14 protein-coding genes are annotated in these 16,194 nt (G+C 63.4%); 6 read left to right on the top strand and 8 right to left on the bottom strand.

What is annotated here, in order from left to right; translation table 11 throughout:
- Window positions 1–51 precede the first annotated feature (51 nt).
- Entirely contained in the window at window positions 52–1,014 is a 963-nt protein-coding gene (locus ABE528_RS15675; protein WP_152956500.1) for a 2-oxoglutarate and iron-dependent oxygenase domain-containing protein, read from the top strand.
- Between the two features lie 33 nt (window positions 1,015–1,047).
- Here ABE528_RS15675 and ABE528_RS15670 read toward each other — a convergent pair whose 3' ends face one another.
- A complete protein-coding gene (locus tag ABE528_RS15670) occupies window positions 1,048–2,889 on the bottom strand; it encodes a potassium transporter Kup (protein WP_346653487.1) in 1,842 nt (613 codons plus the stop codon).
- Between the two features lie 279 nt (window positions 2,890–3,168).
- Here ABE528_RS15670 and ABE528_RS15665 point away from each other — a divergent pair, with 279 nt between their 5' ends.
- Window positions 3,169–5,022: an ABC transporter ATP-binding protein gene (locus ABE528_RS15665; RefSeq protein WP_346653433.1), complete on the top strand. Its 1,854-nt coding sequence runs from the start codon at window positions 3,169–3,171 to the stop codon at window positions 5,020–5,022.
- 242 nt (window positions 5,023–5,264) lie between these two features.
- Here the strand turns inward: ABE528_RS15665 and ABE528_RS15660 are convergent, their stop codons facing one another.
- The gene (locus ABE528_RS15660) at window positions 5,265–5,837 is read right to left on the bottom strand and encodes a hypothetical protein (RefSeq protein ID WP_346653432.1); all 573 of its coding nucleotides are present in this window, start codon (window positions 5,835–5,837) and stop codon (window positions 5,265–5,267) included.
- A gap of 33 nt (window positions 5,838–5,870) precedes the next feature.
- Complete coding sequence (locus ABE528_RS15655; RefSeq protein WP_346653431.1) at window positions 5,871–6,476, bottom strand: hypothetical protein; 606 nt, start codon at window positions 6,474–6,476, stop codon at window positions 5,871–5,873.
- Window positions 6,477–6,853: 377 nt separating this feature from the next.
- Between ABE528_RS15655 and ABE528_RS15650 the strand changes: the two genes are divergently transcribed.
- Window positions 6,854–8,080: an MFS transporter gene (locus tag ABE528_RS15650; protein WP_346653430.1), complete on the top strand. Its 1,227-nt coding sequence runs from the start codon at window positions 6,854–6,856 to the stop codon at window positions 8,078–8,080.
- A 197-nt stretch (window positions 8,081–8,277) separates the two neighbouring features.
- On the top strand, window positions 8,278–9,777 hold the full coding sequence (locus ABE528_RS15645) for a sensor domain-containing diguanylate cyclase (RefSeq protein ID WP_346653429.1): 1,500 nt from the start codon (window positions 8,278–8,280) through the stop codon (window positions 9,775–9,777).
- Window positions 9,778–9,842: 65 nt separating this feature from the next.
- On the opposite strand, the gene chrA is transcribed toward ABE528_RS15645, so the two are convergent.
- Together chrA and ABE528_RS15635 are read right to left on the bottom strand one after the other, a co-directional pair.
- Complete coding sequence (gene chrA / locus ABE528_RS15640; protein WP_346653428.1) at window positions 9,843–11,213, bottom strand: chromate efflux transporter; 1,371 nt, start codon at window positions 11,211–11,213, stop codon at window positions 9,843–9,845.
- Window positions 11,206–12,147, bottom strand: a complete 942-nt coding sequence (locus ABE528_RS15635; protein ID WP_346653427.1) for a chromate resistance protein ChrB domain-containing protein — start codon at window positions 12,145–12,147, stop codon at window positions 11,206–11,208. Before ABE528_RS15635 ends, chrA begins: the two co-directional genes overlap by 8 nt.
- Window positions 12,148–12,367: 220 nt before the next feature.
- On the opposite strand from ABE528_RS15635, the gene gstA reads away from it, so the two are divergent.
- Window positions 12,368–12,973: a glutathione transferase GstA gene (gstA, locus tag ABE528_RS15630; protein WP_346653426.1), complete on the top strand. Its 606-nt coding sequence runs from the start codon at window positions 12,368–12,370 to the stop codon at window positions 12,971–12,973.
- A 211-nt stretch (window positions 12,974–13,184) separates the two neighbouring features.
- Complete coding sequence (locus ABE528_RS15625; protein ID WP_346653425.1) at window positions 13,185–14,045, top strand: CAP domain-containing protein; 861 nt, start codon at window positions 13,185–13,187, stop codon at window positions 14,043–14,045.
- 24 nt (window positions 14,046–14,069) lie between these two features.
- Here the strand turns inward: ABE528_RS15625 and ABE528_RS15620 are convergent, their stop codons facing one another.
- The 3 genes from ABE528_RS15620 to ABE528_RS15610 all read right to left on the bottom strand — a co-directional run bounded on the left by ABE528_RS15620 (window position 14,070) and on the right by ABE528_RS15610 (window position 16,089).
- The gene (locus tag ABE528_RS15620) at window positions 14,070–14,570 is read right to left on the bottom strand and encodes a glycine zipper domain-containing protein (protein ID WP_152956460.1); all 501 of its coding nucleotides are present in this window, start codon (window positions 14,568–14,570) and stop codon (window positions 14,070–14,072) included.
- A 211-nt stretch (window positions 14,571–14,781) separates the two neighbouring features.
- Complete coding sequence (locus ABE528_RS15615; protein ID WP_152956459.1) at window positions 14,782–15,186, bottom strand: DUF2251 domain-containing protein; 405 nt, start codon at window positions 15,184–15,186, stop codon at window positions 14,782–14,784.
- A 132-nt stretch (window positions 15,187–15,318) separates the two neighbouring features.
- Window positions 15,319–16,089 (bottom strand): IclR family transcriptional regulator C-terminal domain-containing protein, encoded by a 771-nt coding sequence (locus ABE528_RS15610; RefSeq protein WP_346653424.1) that lies wholly within the window; start codon window positions 16,087–16,089, stop codon window positions 15,319–15,321.
- Window positions 16,090–16,194: the final 105 nt, after the last annotated feature.

Below are 16,194 nucleotides of genomic sequence, written 5' to 3'. Positions count from 1 at the left end.
GCGCCAGCCCTGAAAAGACAGTTCGTCCTACAGTGACCTCACGGAGCCCTGATGAATACCCTGCCCATCATCGACATCGCCCCGCTGTACCAGCACGACCCCGCCGCCCGCCAGGCGGTGGCCCGGCAGATCGACGCCGCCTGCCGGCAATGGGGCTTCTACTACATCAAGGGGCACCCGATCCCGGCTGCGCGCATTGCCGAACTGAAAGCCGCCGCCGAAGACTTCTTCGCCCGCCCGGCCGAGGAAAAGCTGCGCATCGACATCACCCGCAGCGCCCACCACCGCGGTTACGGCGCCATCGCCACCGAACAGCTCGACCCGAGCCGGCCGAGTGACCTGAAGGAAACCTTCGACATGGGTTTCCACATGAGCGCCGAGCACCCCGACGTGCTCGCGGCAAAACCACTGCGCGGCCCCAATCGCCACCCCGCCATCCCCGGCTGGGAAGCGCTGCTGCAACAGCACTACCAGGACATGCACGCCCTGTCCCTGACCCTGCTGCGGGCCATGGCCGAGGCGCTGGGCATCGAAGAGGACTTTTTCGACCAACGCTTTGCCGAGCCGATCAGCGTGCTGCGCATGATCCACTACCCGCCACGCCAGACCGCCAGCAGCGCCGACCAGCAAGGCGCCGGCGCACACACCGACTACGGCTGCGTGACCTTGCTGTACCAGGACGATGCCGGCGGCCTGCAGGTGCAGAACGTGAACGGCGAATGGATCGACGCCCCGCCCATCGAAGGCACCTATGTGGTCAACATCGGCGACATGATGGCGCGCTGGAGCAACGACCGTTACACGTCCACACCGCACCGGGTGATCAGCCCGCTGGGTGTGGACCGCTACTCGATGCCGTTCTTCGCCGAACCGCACCCGGACACCGAGATCAGCTGCCTGCCCAACTGCTCCAGCGCGGCCAACCCGGCCCGGTACCCGGCGGTGTCGTGCAGCGCCTACATGCTGTCACGCTTTGCCGAGACGTATGCCTATCGCCGCGAAGCGGTGGTTTGAACGGCAGGGCCGTTGCCCAGGGTTGCAGCGGCCTCACATCTCGACCTGGGTACCCAGTTCGATCACCCGGTTCAGTGGCAGCTGGAAGTACTTGAGGTTGCTGTTGGCGTTCTTCAGCAAGAAGGCGAACAGGTGCTCACGCCAGCGCGCCATGCCCTTCTGCTTGCCGGCGATCACCGTCTCGCGGCTGAGGAAGTAGGTGGTGCGCATCGGGCCGAACTCGAGGTCCGCATAGGGGCAACGGCTCAGGGCCAGCGGCACGTTGGGCTCTTCCATGAAGCCGAAGTGCAGGCTCACCCGGTAGAAGCCGTTGCCGAAGGCCTCGACTTCAAAGCGCTTGCCGGCATTGACCCGCGGCTCGTCCTCGAACACCACGGTCAGCAGCACCACCTGCTCATGCAGCACCTGGTTGTGCAGCAAGTTGTGCAGCAGCGCGTGGGGCACGGCTTCGGGCCGCGCGGACAGAAACACGGCCGTGCCATTCACCCGGTATGGCGGTTGCGCCTGCAGGCTGGCGATGAACAGTTCCAGCGGCAACGCGCTTTCGTCCAGCCGCTCGACGATGATCGTGCGCCCGCGCTTCCAGGTGGTCATCAGCACGAACAGCGCCACCCCGGCAATCACCGGGAACGCGCCGCCCTGGAGGATTTTCGGCGCGTTGGCAGCAAAGTACAGGCTGTCCACCAGCAGGAAGGCCAGCAGCATAGGCACTGCCAGCCAGCGCGGGGCCTTCCACAGCAACAGCACCACCGCCGAAGCCAGCAGCGTGGTGATCAGCATGGTGCCGGTCACCGCCACGCCATAGGCCGCCGCCAGTGCCCCGGACGACTCGAAGCCGACCACCAGCAGCACCACGCCGACCATCAGCGCCCAGTTGACCATGCCGACGTAGATCTGCCCCTGCTCCTCGCTGGAGGTGTGCTGGATGAACATGCGCGGCACATAGCCCAGCTGGATGGCCTGGCGCGTCAGCGAGAACGCCCCGGAAATCACCGCCTGGGAGGCGATGATGGTCGCCAGCGTGGCCAGCCCGACCATCGGCAGCAGGGCCCAGTCCGGCGCCAGCAGGTAGAACGGGTTGCGCACGGCCTCTGGGTTGCCGAGGATCAATGCACCCTGGCCGAAGTAGTTCAGCACCAGCCCCGGCAGCACCAGCAGGAACCAGGCACGGGCAATCGGCTTGCGGCCAAAATGCCCCATGTCGGCGTACAGCGCTTCGGCGCCGGTCAGTGCCAGCACCACGGCGCCGAGAATGGCCACGCCCATGCCGGGGTGGTAGATGAAGAACTTCACCGCCCAGGCCGGGTTGAGAGCTTGCAGCACCTCCGGGCGCTGCACGATGCCGTGCACGCCCAGCGCACCGATCACCACGAACCACAGCACCATGATCGGCCCGAACAGAATGCCGATGCGCGCGGTGCCGTGCTTCTGGATCAGGAACAGCGCTACCAGCAGCAGCACCGCCAGCGGTACGACCCAATGCTCGATGCCGTCGAAGGCCAACTGCAACCCCTCCACGGCCGATAACACCGAAACTGCCGGGGTAATCATGCTGTCGCCGTAGAACAGCGCAGCGCCGAACAGGCCGAGCAGCACCAGTACCCTGCTCAGCCGCTTGTAAGGCGCCGCCGCGCGGTGCGCCAGCGCGGTCAGGGCCATGATGCCGCCCTCGCCCTGGTTGTCGGCGCGCAGGATGAACAGCACGTACTTGAGCGATACCACCCATAGCAGCGACCAGAACACCAGTGACAGCACACCGAGCACCCCGGCGGTGTTGGCCTGCACGCCGTAGTGCCCGGCGAAGACTTCTTTGAGGGTGTACAGCGGGCTGGTGCCGATGTCGCCATAGACCACGCCGACTGCGGCGACGAGCATGCCGATGGCAGCGGGCTTGCTGGAATGGGGTGGGTTTGCTGCGACGGCGGGCTGGCTCACGAAAGGGCTTCTCTGGACTGGCGGGTAGAAGTGCATGCCATCCTTGAGCATCGCGCGGTCAGTATCTCTGTAGGCAATCAGGCCAGTCGTAAAAAGAGCGTAAAAAAACCAGGGGTTCGCCTTGGGAGGTTCAGCGCTCGGTCTCACAGGCGCTGCAAATCTCCCGCCAGGCAAATGTGCTGTATGGTTGTTGCAAACGAATAAATCCCGGAGACCCTCATGTTTCGTGCCTTTGAACGCTGGCTCGACCCCTTCCCGCCCGACGAGGTGCCGCCCCCCCCGGTCGGCCTGCTGCGTTCCCTGTGGGCCTGCACCCGCGGCGCCCGCGGCTACATCCTGGCGCTGGCGCTGTTCAGTGCCGGGGTGTCGATCTACGAGGCCTGGCTGTTTTCCTTCCTCGGCCAGGTGGTGGACCTGCTCTCCAACTGGCAGGCCGGCGGCGGCGTGAGTCCGGAAGAAAACCGCGTGTTGTGGGGCGTCGGCCTGCTGCTGATCGCCAGCATCGCGCTGGTGGCCTTGCGTACACTGATGCAACACCAGGTGCTGGCAATCAACCTGCCACTGCGCCTGCGCTGGGACTTCCACCGGCTGATGCTGCGCCAGAGCCTGTCGTTTTTTTCCGACGAGTTTTCCGGCCGGGTCACCACCAAGGTGATGCAGACCGCGCTGGCAGTGCGTGAAGTGCTGTTCACGGTGATCGAGATCGTGCCGGGCATCGGCGTGTACTTCATTGCCATCATCGCCCTGGCTGGGGGGTTTGCCGCCAAGCTGATGCTGCCGTTCATTGCCTGGCTGCTGCTGTTCGGCCTGGCCATGCTGTATTTCGTGCCGCGCCTGGGCAAGGTCGGCCAGGAACAGGCCAATGCACGCTCGTCGATGACCGGGCGGGTGTCCGACGCCTATACCAACATCACCACCGTGAAGCTGTTTTCCCACTCCAAGCGCGAGGCGCACTTCGCCCGGGCGGCAATGGAAGACTTCAAGCAGACCGGCTTTCGCCAGATGCGCCTGGTCAGCCAGTTCGAGATCGTCAACCAGACGCTGGTGGTCGGGCTTATTTTCGGCGCCGGCGGCTATGCCCTGTGGCTGTGGCACCAAGGCCAGGTCGGCACCGGCGCGGTGGCCGCGATCACCGCCATGGCCCTGCGCATCAACGGCATGTCGCACTGGATCATGTGGCAGATGACCTCGCTGTTCGAAAACATCGGCACCGTGCAGGACGGCATGGCCACCCTCACCCGCGGGCCCAAGGTGCAGGACGTGCCCAATGCCGGCGTGCTGGAAACCCGTGGCGGCGCGGTGACCTTCGACAACGTGCGCTTCAACTACAACGGCGAGCGCCAGGTGCTCGATGGCCTGAGCCTGAACATCCGCGCCGGCGAAAAGGTCGGCCTGGTGGGCCGCTCGGGCGCGGGCAAGTCGACGTTGATCAACCTGCTGCTGCGCTTCTATGACGTGGACAGCGGCGAGATCCGCATTGACGGGCAGAACATCGCCCACGTCACCCAGGACAGCCTGCGCAGCGCCATCGGCATGGTCACCCAGGACACCTCGCTGCTGCACCGCTCGATCCGCGACAACATCGCCTACGGCCGCCCGGACGCCACCGAGGCGCAGATCCAGCGCGCCGCCGCCAACGCCCAGGCCGATGGCTTCATCCGCCAGCTCAGCGACCGCGACGGCCACAGCGGTTACGACACCCTGGTCGGTGAGCGCGGTATCAAGCTTTCAGGCGGCCAACGGCAACGGATCGCCATCGCCCGGGTGATGCTCAAGAACGCCCCGATCCTGCTGCTGGACGAGGCCACCAGCGCGCTGGACTCGGAGGTCGAAGTCGCCATCCAGGAAAGCCTCGACGAGATGATGCAAGGCAAGACCGTGATCGCCATCGCCCACCGGCTGTCCACCATCGCCGCCATGGACCGGCTGATCGTCATGGATGAAGGGCGCATCATCGAGCAAGGTACGCACAGTGAATTGCTGGCGAAGAACGGTACCTATGCACGGCTGTGGCAGCACCAGAGCGGGGGGTTTTTGGGTGAGGATCAGGGGGTGGCGGAGGCGCTGGAATAGCCACGCGCTGTCAGGGCAACTTCTTGCTCCGTATCGGAAGGCTGGTGCAATCCTTGTAGGATTTATCCACTCCCACATTTGTTGCAACGCGCCGAACCTGACAGGCCATGGTTGCCTGCCTTGGTCATGACTTGAGCCTTGTAAACCGTCTGACAACCATGGCCTCACAGGCATGACCACGTTGCAAAAAATGTAATCGATGGACTCGCTCCCGCAGAGGCATCACCGTGCCACGGTGGCGTTCAGCGAGACGTCTCGACCTTGAGCACTTCGGTATGCACGGCATCAACGGTCTGCCCCACCTGCAGGTGCGGAATGTATGCCTGCACCTCAGGGTTCTGCACGGTAATGACCTGCTCCTGCCCGTCAGGCTTGAGCACAGTCACCTGGTGGTTCGGCCCGTCGATGTGGGTGATTCGGGAAGTCACCTTGACGGTCCGGTACAACTCCCCGCCCGGCATGCTGGCCGGGTCGGCACGGTTGACCCAGGCATCGTTGCTGACACTCGGCGCACCTTCGACGCTGGTGTCCAGCACGTAGTCGATCGAGCGGGTGATGCGCATGTCGATCTTGTCACCGACTTTCAGGTTGCGCGCGGCCTTCGCCTGGTCGGTGAGCTGCAGAACGACCGGCCGCTTGTCCACCCCCTCCAGGGTGACCTGGTGCTTGGCCGGGTCGACGGCGAGCACATGGGTTTCGAAGCGCTCGCTCAGCGCATCACTGGCCAATGGCACCTGGGCGGCATGGGCGGTGATGCTGGTGGCGATGAGAAGCGCAAAGGCACAGCACGGAAAATGGTCGGGCAACAGTTTCATAGGCCAGCTTCTCCAAGCCAAGTTAATCAGGTGTCAGAATTGCCAGATGGGCCCGTAGGTGCCATAGCAAGCGTTCTCCAGCGCGTCGCTGCGCACGCCGTGGCGGGTGACCGCGCCCCACGCGTCGACCTCGAACACCAGCTGCGGCTCACGCACCTCGCCATTGCGCAGATGAACACTGTCATAGACTTTGATGCCCTTGCCCGCGCTGGCAACGCGGGTCTCGACCCAGGCGTTGGATTCATTCTCCTTGTCCAGGCGTGCCAGCAGGGCGTTATGCAATGGCAGGTAGCGACCGTCCATGGACCGGCAATCGATATTGATGCTCTGCACCGTGCGCTGTGCCTGCGCATCGCTGAAATGCAACCGCGCCGCGAAATCCCGCTGCAGCCGTTGCACATAGGTCAGGCCATCGCCCCCCGCGGTCTTGGTCAGCGAAGTGGTTTCAGGCTTGCGCTGCAAGTCCCGCTGGCACAGCGCGGGTTGCTTGTAATAGCGGTGGGCGACGTGCTCGCCAGAGGGTTTGTGTTCGGCGCCAAGCACCAGCACCTTGCCTTCCTCGAACTGCATCGAGGTTTCGCGGCCGTAGTCACCTGGCGGGTTCCAGACAGACGCCGGCAGGCCGGCTTCCAGCTGCACGCATTGGGGCCCCGTAGGCGTGGCGCGCAACTCGTATAACGGTGGCTGAAGGAAGGCTTGCGGCGTTTCAGCGTAGGCTGAACCGGCCAGCGATGCGAAAACTGAAATGCAGGTTGCGGGAATAAGGGAAGTCCAGTTCACGGTGCTCTCATGCGCAATCAGGTCGTCGAGATCAGCATAGAAGGCCTTTACCGTTTCATTGCCTTTTCTTTAGCCGGCCGCGGCGGGTGCCCTGGCCTGAGCGTTCCATCAATCATGTTGATGAATACTATCGAGTGTCTCGCCTGTCGACACGCCGGCGTTATTTCCTACAATCCCTTTCCGTTTTCCCTCTTCCCCTCGTCTGCAACAGGCGACCTCACCTTGGAATCAGCAACATGCCAAGCGTCAGTCAGGCCTCTCACGGCCGCCCCCAACATGATCAACAAAGCGTCAAGCAACAGTGGCTGGCGATTCTCTCGGTCGCCGTGGGCGCCTTCGCCCTGGTCACCAGCGAGTTTCTGCCGGTGGGCGTGCTCAACGATGTGGCCAGCGACCTGGGCATCAGCGCCGGCCACGCCGGGCTGATGGTGACCCTGCCCGGCATCATGGCGGCCCTCGCCGCGCCGCTGCTGTCGGTGGGCATTGGCGCCATGGACCGGCGCTACCTGCTGATCGGCCTGACGCTGATCATGATCATCGCCAACGCGGTGGTGGCCTACGCCAGCGACTTCAGCCTGCTGCTGTTCGGTCGTGTACTGCTGGGCATCAGCATCGGTGGCTTCTGGGCCACCGCCATTGCCCTCAGCGGCCGCCTGGCGCCCAAGGGCGTGAGCGTGGCCAGGGCCACCTCGATCATCATGGCCGGTGTGACCCTGGCCACCGTGCTGGGCGTGCCCGTGGGCACCTGGCTGAGCGGCCTGATGGGCTGGCGCATGACCTTCCTGGCCACTGCACTGGTCGGCGTGCCGGTACTGCTGGCACAACTGTTCCTGCTGCCGCGGCTCAACCCGGACAAGGCCATCCGCGTCAGTGACCTGCCAGCGCTGTTCATCAACCCGCAAGCCCGGGTTGGCCTGATCGCCGTGCTGCTGATCGGCCTCGCGCACTTTGCCGCGTACACCTATGTCGCGCCGTTCTTCAAGCAAAGTTCCGGCTTCGATGGGTCGACCATCGGCTCCCTGCTGCTGCTCTATGGCGTGGCCGGGGTGATCGGTAACCTGTTCGCTGGCTACGCCGCCAACCAGAGCGTGCGCCACACGCTGATGCTGGTGGCGGTGATGATTGGCGTCAGTACGGCGCTGTTCCCCTACTTCGCCACCGGCCTGACCGGCGCAGCGATGCTGATTGCGCTCTGGGGCTTCGCCTTCGGCGCGTTCCCGGCCTGCGCCAGCATCTGGATGTTCGTCGTGGCGCCCAAGGATGTCGAGCGCGGCATGCCGCTGTTCGTGGCCATGTTCCAGGTGATCATCGCCCTGGGTTCGTTCTTCGGCGGGCGTATCGTCGACCAGATGGGCAGCTCGGTGCTGTTGAGCCTGGCCACGGCACTGGTGGGCTGCGGGTTTGTCACGGTGCTGGTGCTGGGGCGCAGTGTCAGTAACAACCTGGCGGCGCAGGCTGGCTGAAGGGTGAGCGCCTGCCTGGCTTGTAACCCGCCGTTCACAGGCAACCGTTAGGCCATCGAGATGCACAAGTACCTTGTATAACTGCTGCGGTTCGATTCGACTCCAATGTATTCTAGCTCTATGCCAGGAATGGCTAAGTGCCATGGCCTTCAGCCAATGATCGCCAGCGTCGAAATCCGGACTTCTCAGGTACTAACGTGAAGCGTGACATTCATCTCGTTGTCCTTTTGCTATCAGTCATTGGTTGCTCACTCGCTTCGTTGACGCTATGGAAGGTCATGGCTTCTCGTGAACGCGCACTGGAAGATATCAACACCCATGGCCTGAACCTCACCCAGGCGCTTTCCACCTATTCCGAAGGCATCGTGCGGCAAAGTTCGATGATCCTGCTCGGCCTGGTGGAACGCCTGGAAAACGAAGGCAGCGGGCCGGCACAGATCGAACGGCTGAGCCAGCTGATCAGCCGGCAACAGCCGCTGATGCCACAGTTGAGCGGCATTACCATCTACGCCCGGGACGGGCGCTGGCTGATGTCCTCCAATCGCCCCATCCCGGCCGGTGCCAACAGCAGCGACCGGGCCTACTTCATCCATCACCGCGACGACCCTTCGCGTGAGTCGTTCATTGGCCTGCCCATCCGCAGCCGCTCCAACCAGGAATGGGTGATTACCATCAGTCGTCGCTTCAACGATGCCAAAGGCGAATTCGCCGGCGTGGTGGCGGTGACGCTGGGGGTCGAGAATTTCCTGCACCTGTTCGGTCAGATTGACGTCGGCCGGGATGGCGCCATCGGGCTGTCCTACACCGACGGCTCAATGCTGGTGCGCTACCCGTTTCGCGAGCAGGACATGGGGCGCAACTTCTCCCAGTCGCCGATCTACACCAAGTACCTGGTCGACAAGTCGGTCGGCACCGCCTCGTTCACCTCCAGCCTGGACGGCGTCGAGCGCCTGTATGCGTTTCGCAAGAGCGACCACCTGCCGTTGGTAACCACCGTCGCCTTGGGCAAGGGTGAAGCACTGGCTGCCTGGCAGCTCGAGGCGCAGCTGTCGTTGCTGGTGGTTTGCGCACTGCTGGGCCTGACCGGCACCATCGGCTGGCTGCTGATCCGCGCCATGCGCCGGCGCAGCCTGGCCGAGGGTGACCTGCGGGTGGCCCAGCAACAGCTGCTCGACAGCAACCAGCAGCTCGAACGCCTGGCGATGCACGATGCACTGACCGGGCTGGCCAACCGCCGCAGTTTCGACCAGGCCCTGGCCCGGGAGGCTGGAAGGGCCCGGCGCAACGCCGGCGCCCTGAGCTTGCTGATGATCGATATCGACCACTTCAAACGCTACAACGACACCTATGGCCACCCGGCCGGTGACGCCTGCCTGCACCTGGTGGCCAAGCGGCTATCGGCCTGCATCCGTCGCCCCCCCGATCTGCTGGCCCGTTATGGCGGCGAGGAGCTGGCCGCGATCCTGCCCGGCACCGACAGCGCCGGCGCGGCCATTGTCGCCCAGGCAATGCTCGAGAGCCTGAGCAAGGAGCCCATCATCCACCCGCTCAGCCCTTTCTCCCGAGTGACCGTGAGCATCGGCATCGCCTGCACGACGGGTAGTGAACTGGAGAGCGAACAGGCCCTGCTCGCGCGCGCCGACCGGGCGCTGTACCGGGCCAAGGACGCAGGCCGCAACGGTGTGCAGATCGGCTGAAACCGGCAGCCTGGGCCGAAGGCACGCCGGTCACCGACAAAGCGTGCTCGGCTCAGCCTCTGGTTTCATGCACGCAACAGGTGAACGGCCAGGCCTGCCAGTGCGCAGGCGAACAGCACCTGAATCACCCCTCGCTTGAAGCGGAACAGCGCAATCGCAGCGCTAACCGCGATCACTGCAGAAGGCCAGTCAAACGCCCCACTGAATCCCGTTGGCCAAAGCACGTGGTAGCCGAAGAACAAGGCGAGGTTGAGGATCACCCCCACCACAGCGGCGGTGATGCCTGTCAGCGGGGCGGTGAATTTCATCTCGTTGTGAGTCGACTCCACCACCGGGCCTCCGGCAAGGATGAAGATGAACGACGGCAGGAAGGTGAACCACGTGACCAGGCTTGCCGCGACTGCGCCGGCCAGGAACGGGTGCTCGGCACCGAACATCGGATTGACGTAGCCACCGATGAAGCCGACGAAGGCAACCACCATGATCAGCGGGCCTGGCGTGGTTTCCCCTAACGCAAGGCCATCAATCATCTGGGTGGGTGAGAGCCAGCCGTAGTGCCCGACAGCACCCTGGTAGACATAGGGCAGCACCGCGTAGGCACCGCCAAAGGTCATCAGTGCGGCCTTGGTGAAGAACCAGCCCATCTGCGTCAGGGTGCCGCCCCAGCCAAACGACAGCGTCAGCAACCCCATGGGCAGTACCCACAGCCCTGCACCGATCAGCAGCAGGCGTAGCAGATGCCCCCAGCTGAAACGGGCATGCTCAGGGGGTGGGGTGTCGTCATCGATCAGCGCCGGGCCAAAGCTGTCCTTCACGGCCCCATGACCGCCGCCGACCACAAACTTGCCTGGCGCCAAGCGACCACCCACATAGCCGATGATGGCGGCCATCAGTACGATCAGTGGGAACGGCACGTTGAGGGCGAAGATGGCCACGAACGAGGCTCCGGCCATGGCCCACAGCCAGCCATTCTTCAAGGCGCGTGAACCAATCCGGTGGGCGGCGTGGACGACAATGGCCGTGACCGCCGGCTTGATGCCATAGAAGATCCCGGCGACGACCGGTACCTCGCCAAAGGCGACATAGACCCAGGACAACGCGATCAGGATGAACAGCGAAGGCAGCACGAACAATGCGCCGGCAATCACCCCGCCCCAGCTGCGGTGCATGAGCCAGCCGATATACGTGGCGAGCTGCTGAGCCTCGGGGCCGGGCAACAACATGCAGTAGTTCAGCGCGTGCAGGAAACGCTTCTCGCTGATCCAGCGCCGACGCTCGACCAGCTCCTGGTGCATGATCGAGATCTGCCCGGCGGGCCCGCCAAAGCTGATGAAGCCTAACTTGAGCCAGAACAGGAAGGCTTCATAGAGGCCGATCGGCTGCCGAGTCGCTTGCGATGGCGGCTGCTCACTCACTACGGAGGTGGTATCAACCATTTTGGGCTTCCTCACTTGCAAAAGCCGTCAGCAGGCCATCGAAGATGCCCGCGGCGACCATGGTCAGTTGATCGTCATCGCCAATGCGCTCTCTCAAGCCGGCGAGGACACGCTCGATACCTGGAGCTTCGGAAGGTTGGTTACCCCCCACATCCAGGTAGTGAATGATGCCAGCCAGGCGTGCCAGGCCTGGCTGCTGCACGGCAAAGCTGTCGATGAGGGTCTCCAAGGAAACCCGCTGGCCAACGTGGCTGAACCGGGCCCCATCAAAATCGAAGCCCAGTGCATCGCTCGGGCAGTCGCTGGGGCTGTCCAACCAAATGAATTGGGCGTCGGCATCGATGAAGCGACGGATCAGCCAGGCACAGGCCAACCGATCCACCCAGGGACGTTTTCGGGTTGCCCACCGTCGCCCCTGGTAGTCGGTGCGCTCCAGTCGAGTAATAGCTTCGTCGTGCGCACGCGGCTCATCGGCGGACAGTGCCCGGCTAATAGCAGTCTCAAGCTCTTGCAGTGCCGAGTCGGCTTGAGCCTTGATCAGGCCTGGGAAGAAATCGATCGCCGCCAACTGGCCGAAAGCCTTTCTGAGCTTGCGTGCCTGCCGTGCTATCTGAAGCGCGTTGTCCGGCGTCAAAACAGCCCGGTTATGTGCAATTTCGTCCATCAGCCTGGCGTACTCATCGCTTCTGTCGAACAGCCCGCTGAAGCGCTCTTCACGTTCAGACAGCGATAACAGAAACGCGGTGCCGTTGATGGCCAGCACATCTCGCTCCACGGCTTCGAAGGTTTCTCGGCCCGCGCGTCTTTCCGGCAGCAGGTATACGCCATCCCGCAGGACAGCTGCACCCGAGGCTTTAAGCGTCCTCCAGGCACGCATTCGCTCGGTGGCGTTGGCCGTCGGCAACCCAAGGATCAATAGCGACCACAAGGTCATGTAGAATACTCAACGAAAAATGTACTTTTCTCTACATTAATCGAGGCTTGTCCAAAAGCAACGATTATTCTTCGAGTGTGCTGAAAAACAGGGGCTCGCGTCGACGATGCTCCCTTGGCGTCTTGCGTGAATTCCCGCTTTGGTGTCATAACCAGAGCGCTGCACAGCGCCTCACCTCGCCAGCCTTCGCACGGCTGACCCACGCAAATGGGAGACGAAAATGAAGCTCTTTTATTCGCCAGGTGCCTGCTCACTCTCGCCGCATATCGTACTCAACGAGTTGGGCCTGACCTACACCGCCGAAAAAGTCGACCTCAAGCACCACACGACTGCCAGCGACGCGGATTTCTACACGATCAATGCCAAGGGCTATGTTCCTGCCCTGCAACTGGATAACGGCGAAGTCCTCACCGAAGGCCCGGCCATCGTCCAATACCTCGCCGACCAGAAACCCCAGGCCAACCTGCTGCCCGCTGTGGGCTCGCTGGAACGCGTGCGGGTACAGGAATGGCTGAATTTCATTGGCACCGAGGTGCACAAGACCCTCGCCGCCTTGTTCAACCCAAGCATCAGCCCAGAGGCCAAGAGCAAGACCATCGATACCTTCGGCAAACGCCTGGGCTTCGTGGACAAGGCATTGCAGGGCAAGGACTTCCTGACCGGCCAGCACTTCAGCGTGGCCGATGCCTACCTGTTTACCATCGTGAACTGGGCGCCAATGCTGGGCATTGACCTATCACCCTGGCCGACCGTGGCGGCGTTCCAGAAACGCGTGGCCAGCCGCCCTGCCGTGCAGAAAACCCTGCAAACCGAAGGCTTGATCTGACCCTCGCTGGGCTCAAGCCCCCTGCCCTTTGCGGGCTTGAGCCCTATGCGGGGGAAATGTCGAGAATCCGTGCTGGGTAGAACGGGGCCGGATCGCGGCCCCTGGCGACAGATTTGTCACCTCTGCTGGTGAACCTGTATTGAGGCGCGCAGTCATACCCGGGCCCTTTGTTCGGCACTCCCGCCATCATCCCTGCAGAGCTGTCCGCCCCATGCGCCAAGCTGCCCGCTGCTCGTCGTTTGTCTCGCTGTGCCTCGCTCATTGCTTCCCGCTGTTCATCAGCCCCGCCCATGCCAGCGGGGAACGCCAACTGGTGGCGGCCATCAACGACTACCGCGCCCAGCCACAGCGCTGCGAAGGGCGCCGGGTGTTGGTCTCGACGCCGCTGGCGTTGAAGTCGAACCTGGCGTTGCCGGTCGGCTACGGCGGCGCTTTGCGCGAAGGTTTGAAGGCCGCCGGCTATCAGGCAGTAAGGGTGCGCAGCATCCGTGTAATCGGTGCACAGGATGCCGAGGAGGCTTTTGACAGGTTGCGCAGCAGCTACTGCGCTGCCTTGCTCGATAACCAGTTTGCCGATATCGGCGTCAGTCGCGCCCGCAGCGAGTGGCAGGTGGTGCTGGCGCGTCCCGTGCTCGACGCTCAGCTGGGCGATCAGCGCTCTGCAAGCAAAGCGTTACTGGCCGAGGTCAACGCAGCACGAGCGAAACCGCGATTGTGTGGTCGCCAGCGTTTCGCCGCTGCGCGGCCGCTCACCTGGAACACCGCCCTGGGAACGGCGGCGCAGCGCCATAGCCGGGCGATGGCCAACGGCAATTACTTCGCGCACCGTGATCCCAACGGTGACTGGCCCGCAGACCGGGCGTGGGATGCCGGCTACCGGGGGCGTCAGGTAGGTGAGAATATTGCCGCCGGCCAAGGGTCCCCGAGCAAGGCGATGGCCGGCTGGCTGGCCAGCCCCGGGCATTGCGCCAACCTGATGAACCCGATGTTCACCCAGGTTGGCGCGGCCTATGTCGCGAATGCGCGCAGCGATGAGGGCGTGTATTGGACGATGCTGTTCGGCGCGCCTTGATAGGCGCGCCAGCCTTGGCGCCGATCAATCGTCGTCGCGCCAGTCCCGGTGGTGTTTGCGCCAGCCATAGTGGTGGCCACGGTCGTGGTGGTGACGGCGCCAGCCACGGTCGTCGTCATCATCGTCATAGCCGCGACCACCGCCGCGGTGACCACTTTCATCGTCGTATTCGCGGCCCATGTGGTTACCCAGGGCACCGCCCACGCCGCCACCGGCAGCCGCACCAATCATGCTGCCCGTGGTGCCGCCCATCTGCCGACCTACCACGTTGCCGCCGGCGGCGCCCAGTGCGCCGCCAATGGCAGCTTCGCCACGGCTGTGCTTGTTGGCACCCACCGCACCGCCGGCCGCGCCACCCAAGCCTGCGCCGATTGCCGAGCCGGTGCTGCCACCGATCGACTGGCCGACCACCGAGCCCAATACCCCGCCCAATGCGCCGCCTATGCCTGCTTCGGTATTACCGCCTGCCGATGCAACGCCGCTCAGCAGGCCAAGTGACAACAACAGAATCGAGGAGTACTTCATTCATGAAAGCCTCAAGGGAATGCCGAGGCGATCCTGAGGCTCTGCACGGAGGCTTACAACGGAAATCCGACGAGTAGCACGGGTTGTAAAAATTCTCTAAGTTGCTGTTTTTTCTGCGAAACTTTTCGGCTTTTTGACGGTCTTTGGCTACTTGGCACTGAACAGATCAAGGCCATCCATCGAGCCTTGGCTGGTCAAGCCTGAATGGCCTTCAGGCAAAATGCCGCAGTGCGCTGTCATCCCATTCATGGCCCGCGTGCGACCAGCCGTTGTCCATCGGCAATGGGAACCCGGTACGGCAATGCCCCTGCTTGGCTTCAAAGTCGAAGACCGCATGGGGGTAGTCGTTGATCAGCAGCAGCGCCTTGCGGTGGTCCTCGGACCAGGCAATCTTGACCATCGACGGTTTGTCCCGGTCCGTGACGCTCTCCACGTCGTAGATGTGCAGCGCATTCTGGATCGGGTTGCCGCCGCCTGAGCTGTCCAGGGCGTAGAAATATCCCGTTTCCTCATCGTCCTCGAACACCACGACGAAGGGCCCTTCCCCGGCCGGCGCCTCGACTACCAGGCCATCCCCTACGAGCAATTCGTTCTGCGCGGCAAGATAAGCAGGCATGTTGGCATTCCTATTCCTATGTCTGGGAGCTTGATCATGCCCAGCAACGGATGCGCCCTGCAAGCGAATCAGATCGGGCCATGCAATACCGGGCTGCATTGGGCGGAATCCGCGCCGCCAGCTGGCCGGAGCTCAATCGAGCACCGGTTTGAGCAGTGCCTGCGCCTCATACAGCGTCGCCAGGTAGCGCAGGCGTATCTCGTCAACGCTCAACCGCGAAGCATGGGTGGTGATCGTCAGGGTCGCCTTCAGCTGGCCGCTGCGGTCGAGCAGCGGCACGCCCAGCACGCGCATGCCGATTTCGTATTCCTGATCGACGATGCTGTAGCCCTGCGCCCTCACCTGCTGCAACTGCGCCTCCAGCAATGCCCGGTCGGTCTGGGTGTAGGGCGTAAGCGCATGCAGCGGATTGCGTGCGAAGTATGCCTCGCGCTGCTCCGGCTCCAGCCACGCCAGCCAGACCCGGCCACTGGCCGTGCAATACATCGGCACCCGTGACCCGGGGCGGATCGACAACGAAGCAATGTGGCTGTAGCGGCTGCGCACCAGGTGGATGATCTCATCACCATCACGGCTGCCCACCGACACGTGTTCCTGGGTCTGCCGTGCCACCTGCTCGACGATCGGCCGCAACATGCGCGGCAACTGCGCCGAGTCGACATAGGCCTGGCCGATACGCAGGGCCTTGGGCGTCAACCAGTAATGGCGGTTGTCGGTTTCGGCAAAGCCTTCATGCACCAACGTCAGCAGAAAGCGCCGTGCGGCACTGGGGGTCAGGCCGGACAGCCTGGCCGCCTGGGGCACGCTCAGGCGTGGTTGCTCGGCACTGAACAGCTGCATCAGCGCCAGGCCTTTCTGCAGGCCGGCAATCAGGTCGCGGGGGTGGATCTCGGATGGGGACATGAACTCGGCTCTTGGAAAGTGGCCATTAATGCGATTAACGCATGCTGGCTGCGATTATCGCATCAATTGCTCGATAAGCGCATTGTTGAGGGCGCCACCTCGCGC

It is taken from the genome of Pseudomonas sp. TWI628 (assembly GCF_039673865.1).
In the GTDB taxonomy this organism is placed as follows: Bacteria; Pseudomonadota; Gammaproteobacteria; order Pseudomonadales; family Pseudomonadaceae; genus Aquipseudomonas.
Note: the sequence above shows the minus strand (reverse complement) of the source record. Positions and strands in the feature narration are given on the sequence as shown.

Bases quoted from the DNA above. Each gene is read 5' to 3' on its own strand.
- ABE528_RS15675 (WP_152956500.1), top strand. From the start codon at position 52: ATGAATACCCTGCCCATCATCGACATCGCCCCGCTGTACCAGCACGAC.
- ABE528_RS15670 (WP_346653487.1), bottom strand. From the start codon at position 2,889: ATGCTCGTCGCCGCAGTCGGCGTGGTCTATGGCGACATCGGCACCAGC.
- ABE528_RS15665 (WP_346653433.1), top strand. From the start codon at position 3,169: ATGTTTCGTGCCTTTGAACGCTGGCTCGACCCCTTCCCGCCCGACGAG.
- ABE528_RS15660 (WP_346653432.1), bottom strand. From the start codon at position 5,837: ATGAAACTGTTGCCCGACCATTTTCCGTGCTGTGCCTTTGCGCTTCTC.
- ABE528_RS15650 (WP_346653430.1), top strand. From the start codon at position 6,854: ATGCCAAGCGTCAGTCAGGCCTCTCACGGCCGCCCCCAACATGATCAA.
- chrA (WP_346653428.1), bottom strand. From the start codon at position 11,213: ATGGTTGATACCACCTCCGTAGTGAGTGAGCAGCCGCCATCGCAAGCG.
- ABE528_RS15635 (WP_346653427.1), bottom strand. From the start codon at position 12,147: ATGACCTTGTGGTCGCTATTGATCCTTGGGTTGCCGACGGCCAACGCC.
- gstA (WP_346653426.1), top strand. From the start codon at position 12,368: ATGAAGCTCTTTTATTCGCCAGGTGCCTGCTCACTCTCGCCGCATATC.
- ABE528_RS15625 (WP_346653425.1), top strand. From the start codon at position 13,185: ATGCGCCAAGCTGCCCGCTGCTCGTCGTTTGTCTCGCTGTGCCTCGCT.
- ABE528_RS15620 (WP_152956460.1), bottom strand. From the start codon at position 14,570: ATGAAGTACTCCTCGATTCTGTTGTTGTCACTTGGCCTGCTGAGCGGC.
- ABE528_RS15615 (WP_152956459.1), bottom strand. From the start codon at position 15,186: ATGCCTGCTTATCTTGCCGCGCAGAACGAATTGCTCGTAGGGGATGGC.
- ABE528_RS15610 (WP_346653424.1), bottom strand. From the start codon at position 16,089: ATGTCCCCATCCGAGATCCACCCCCGCGACCTGATTGCCGGCCTGCAG.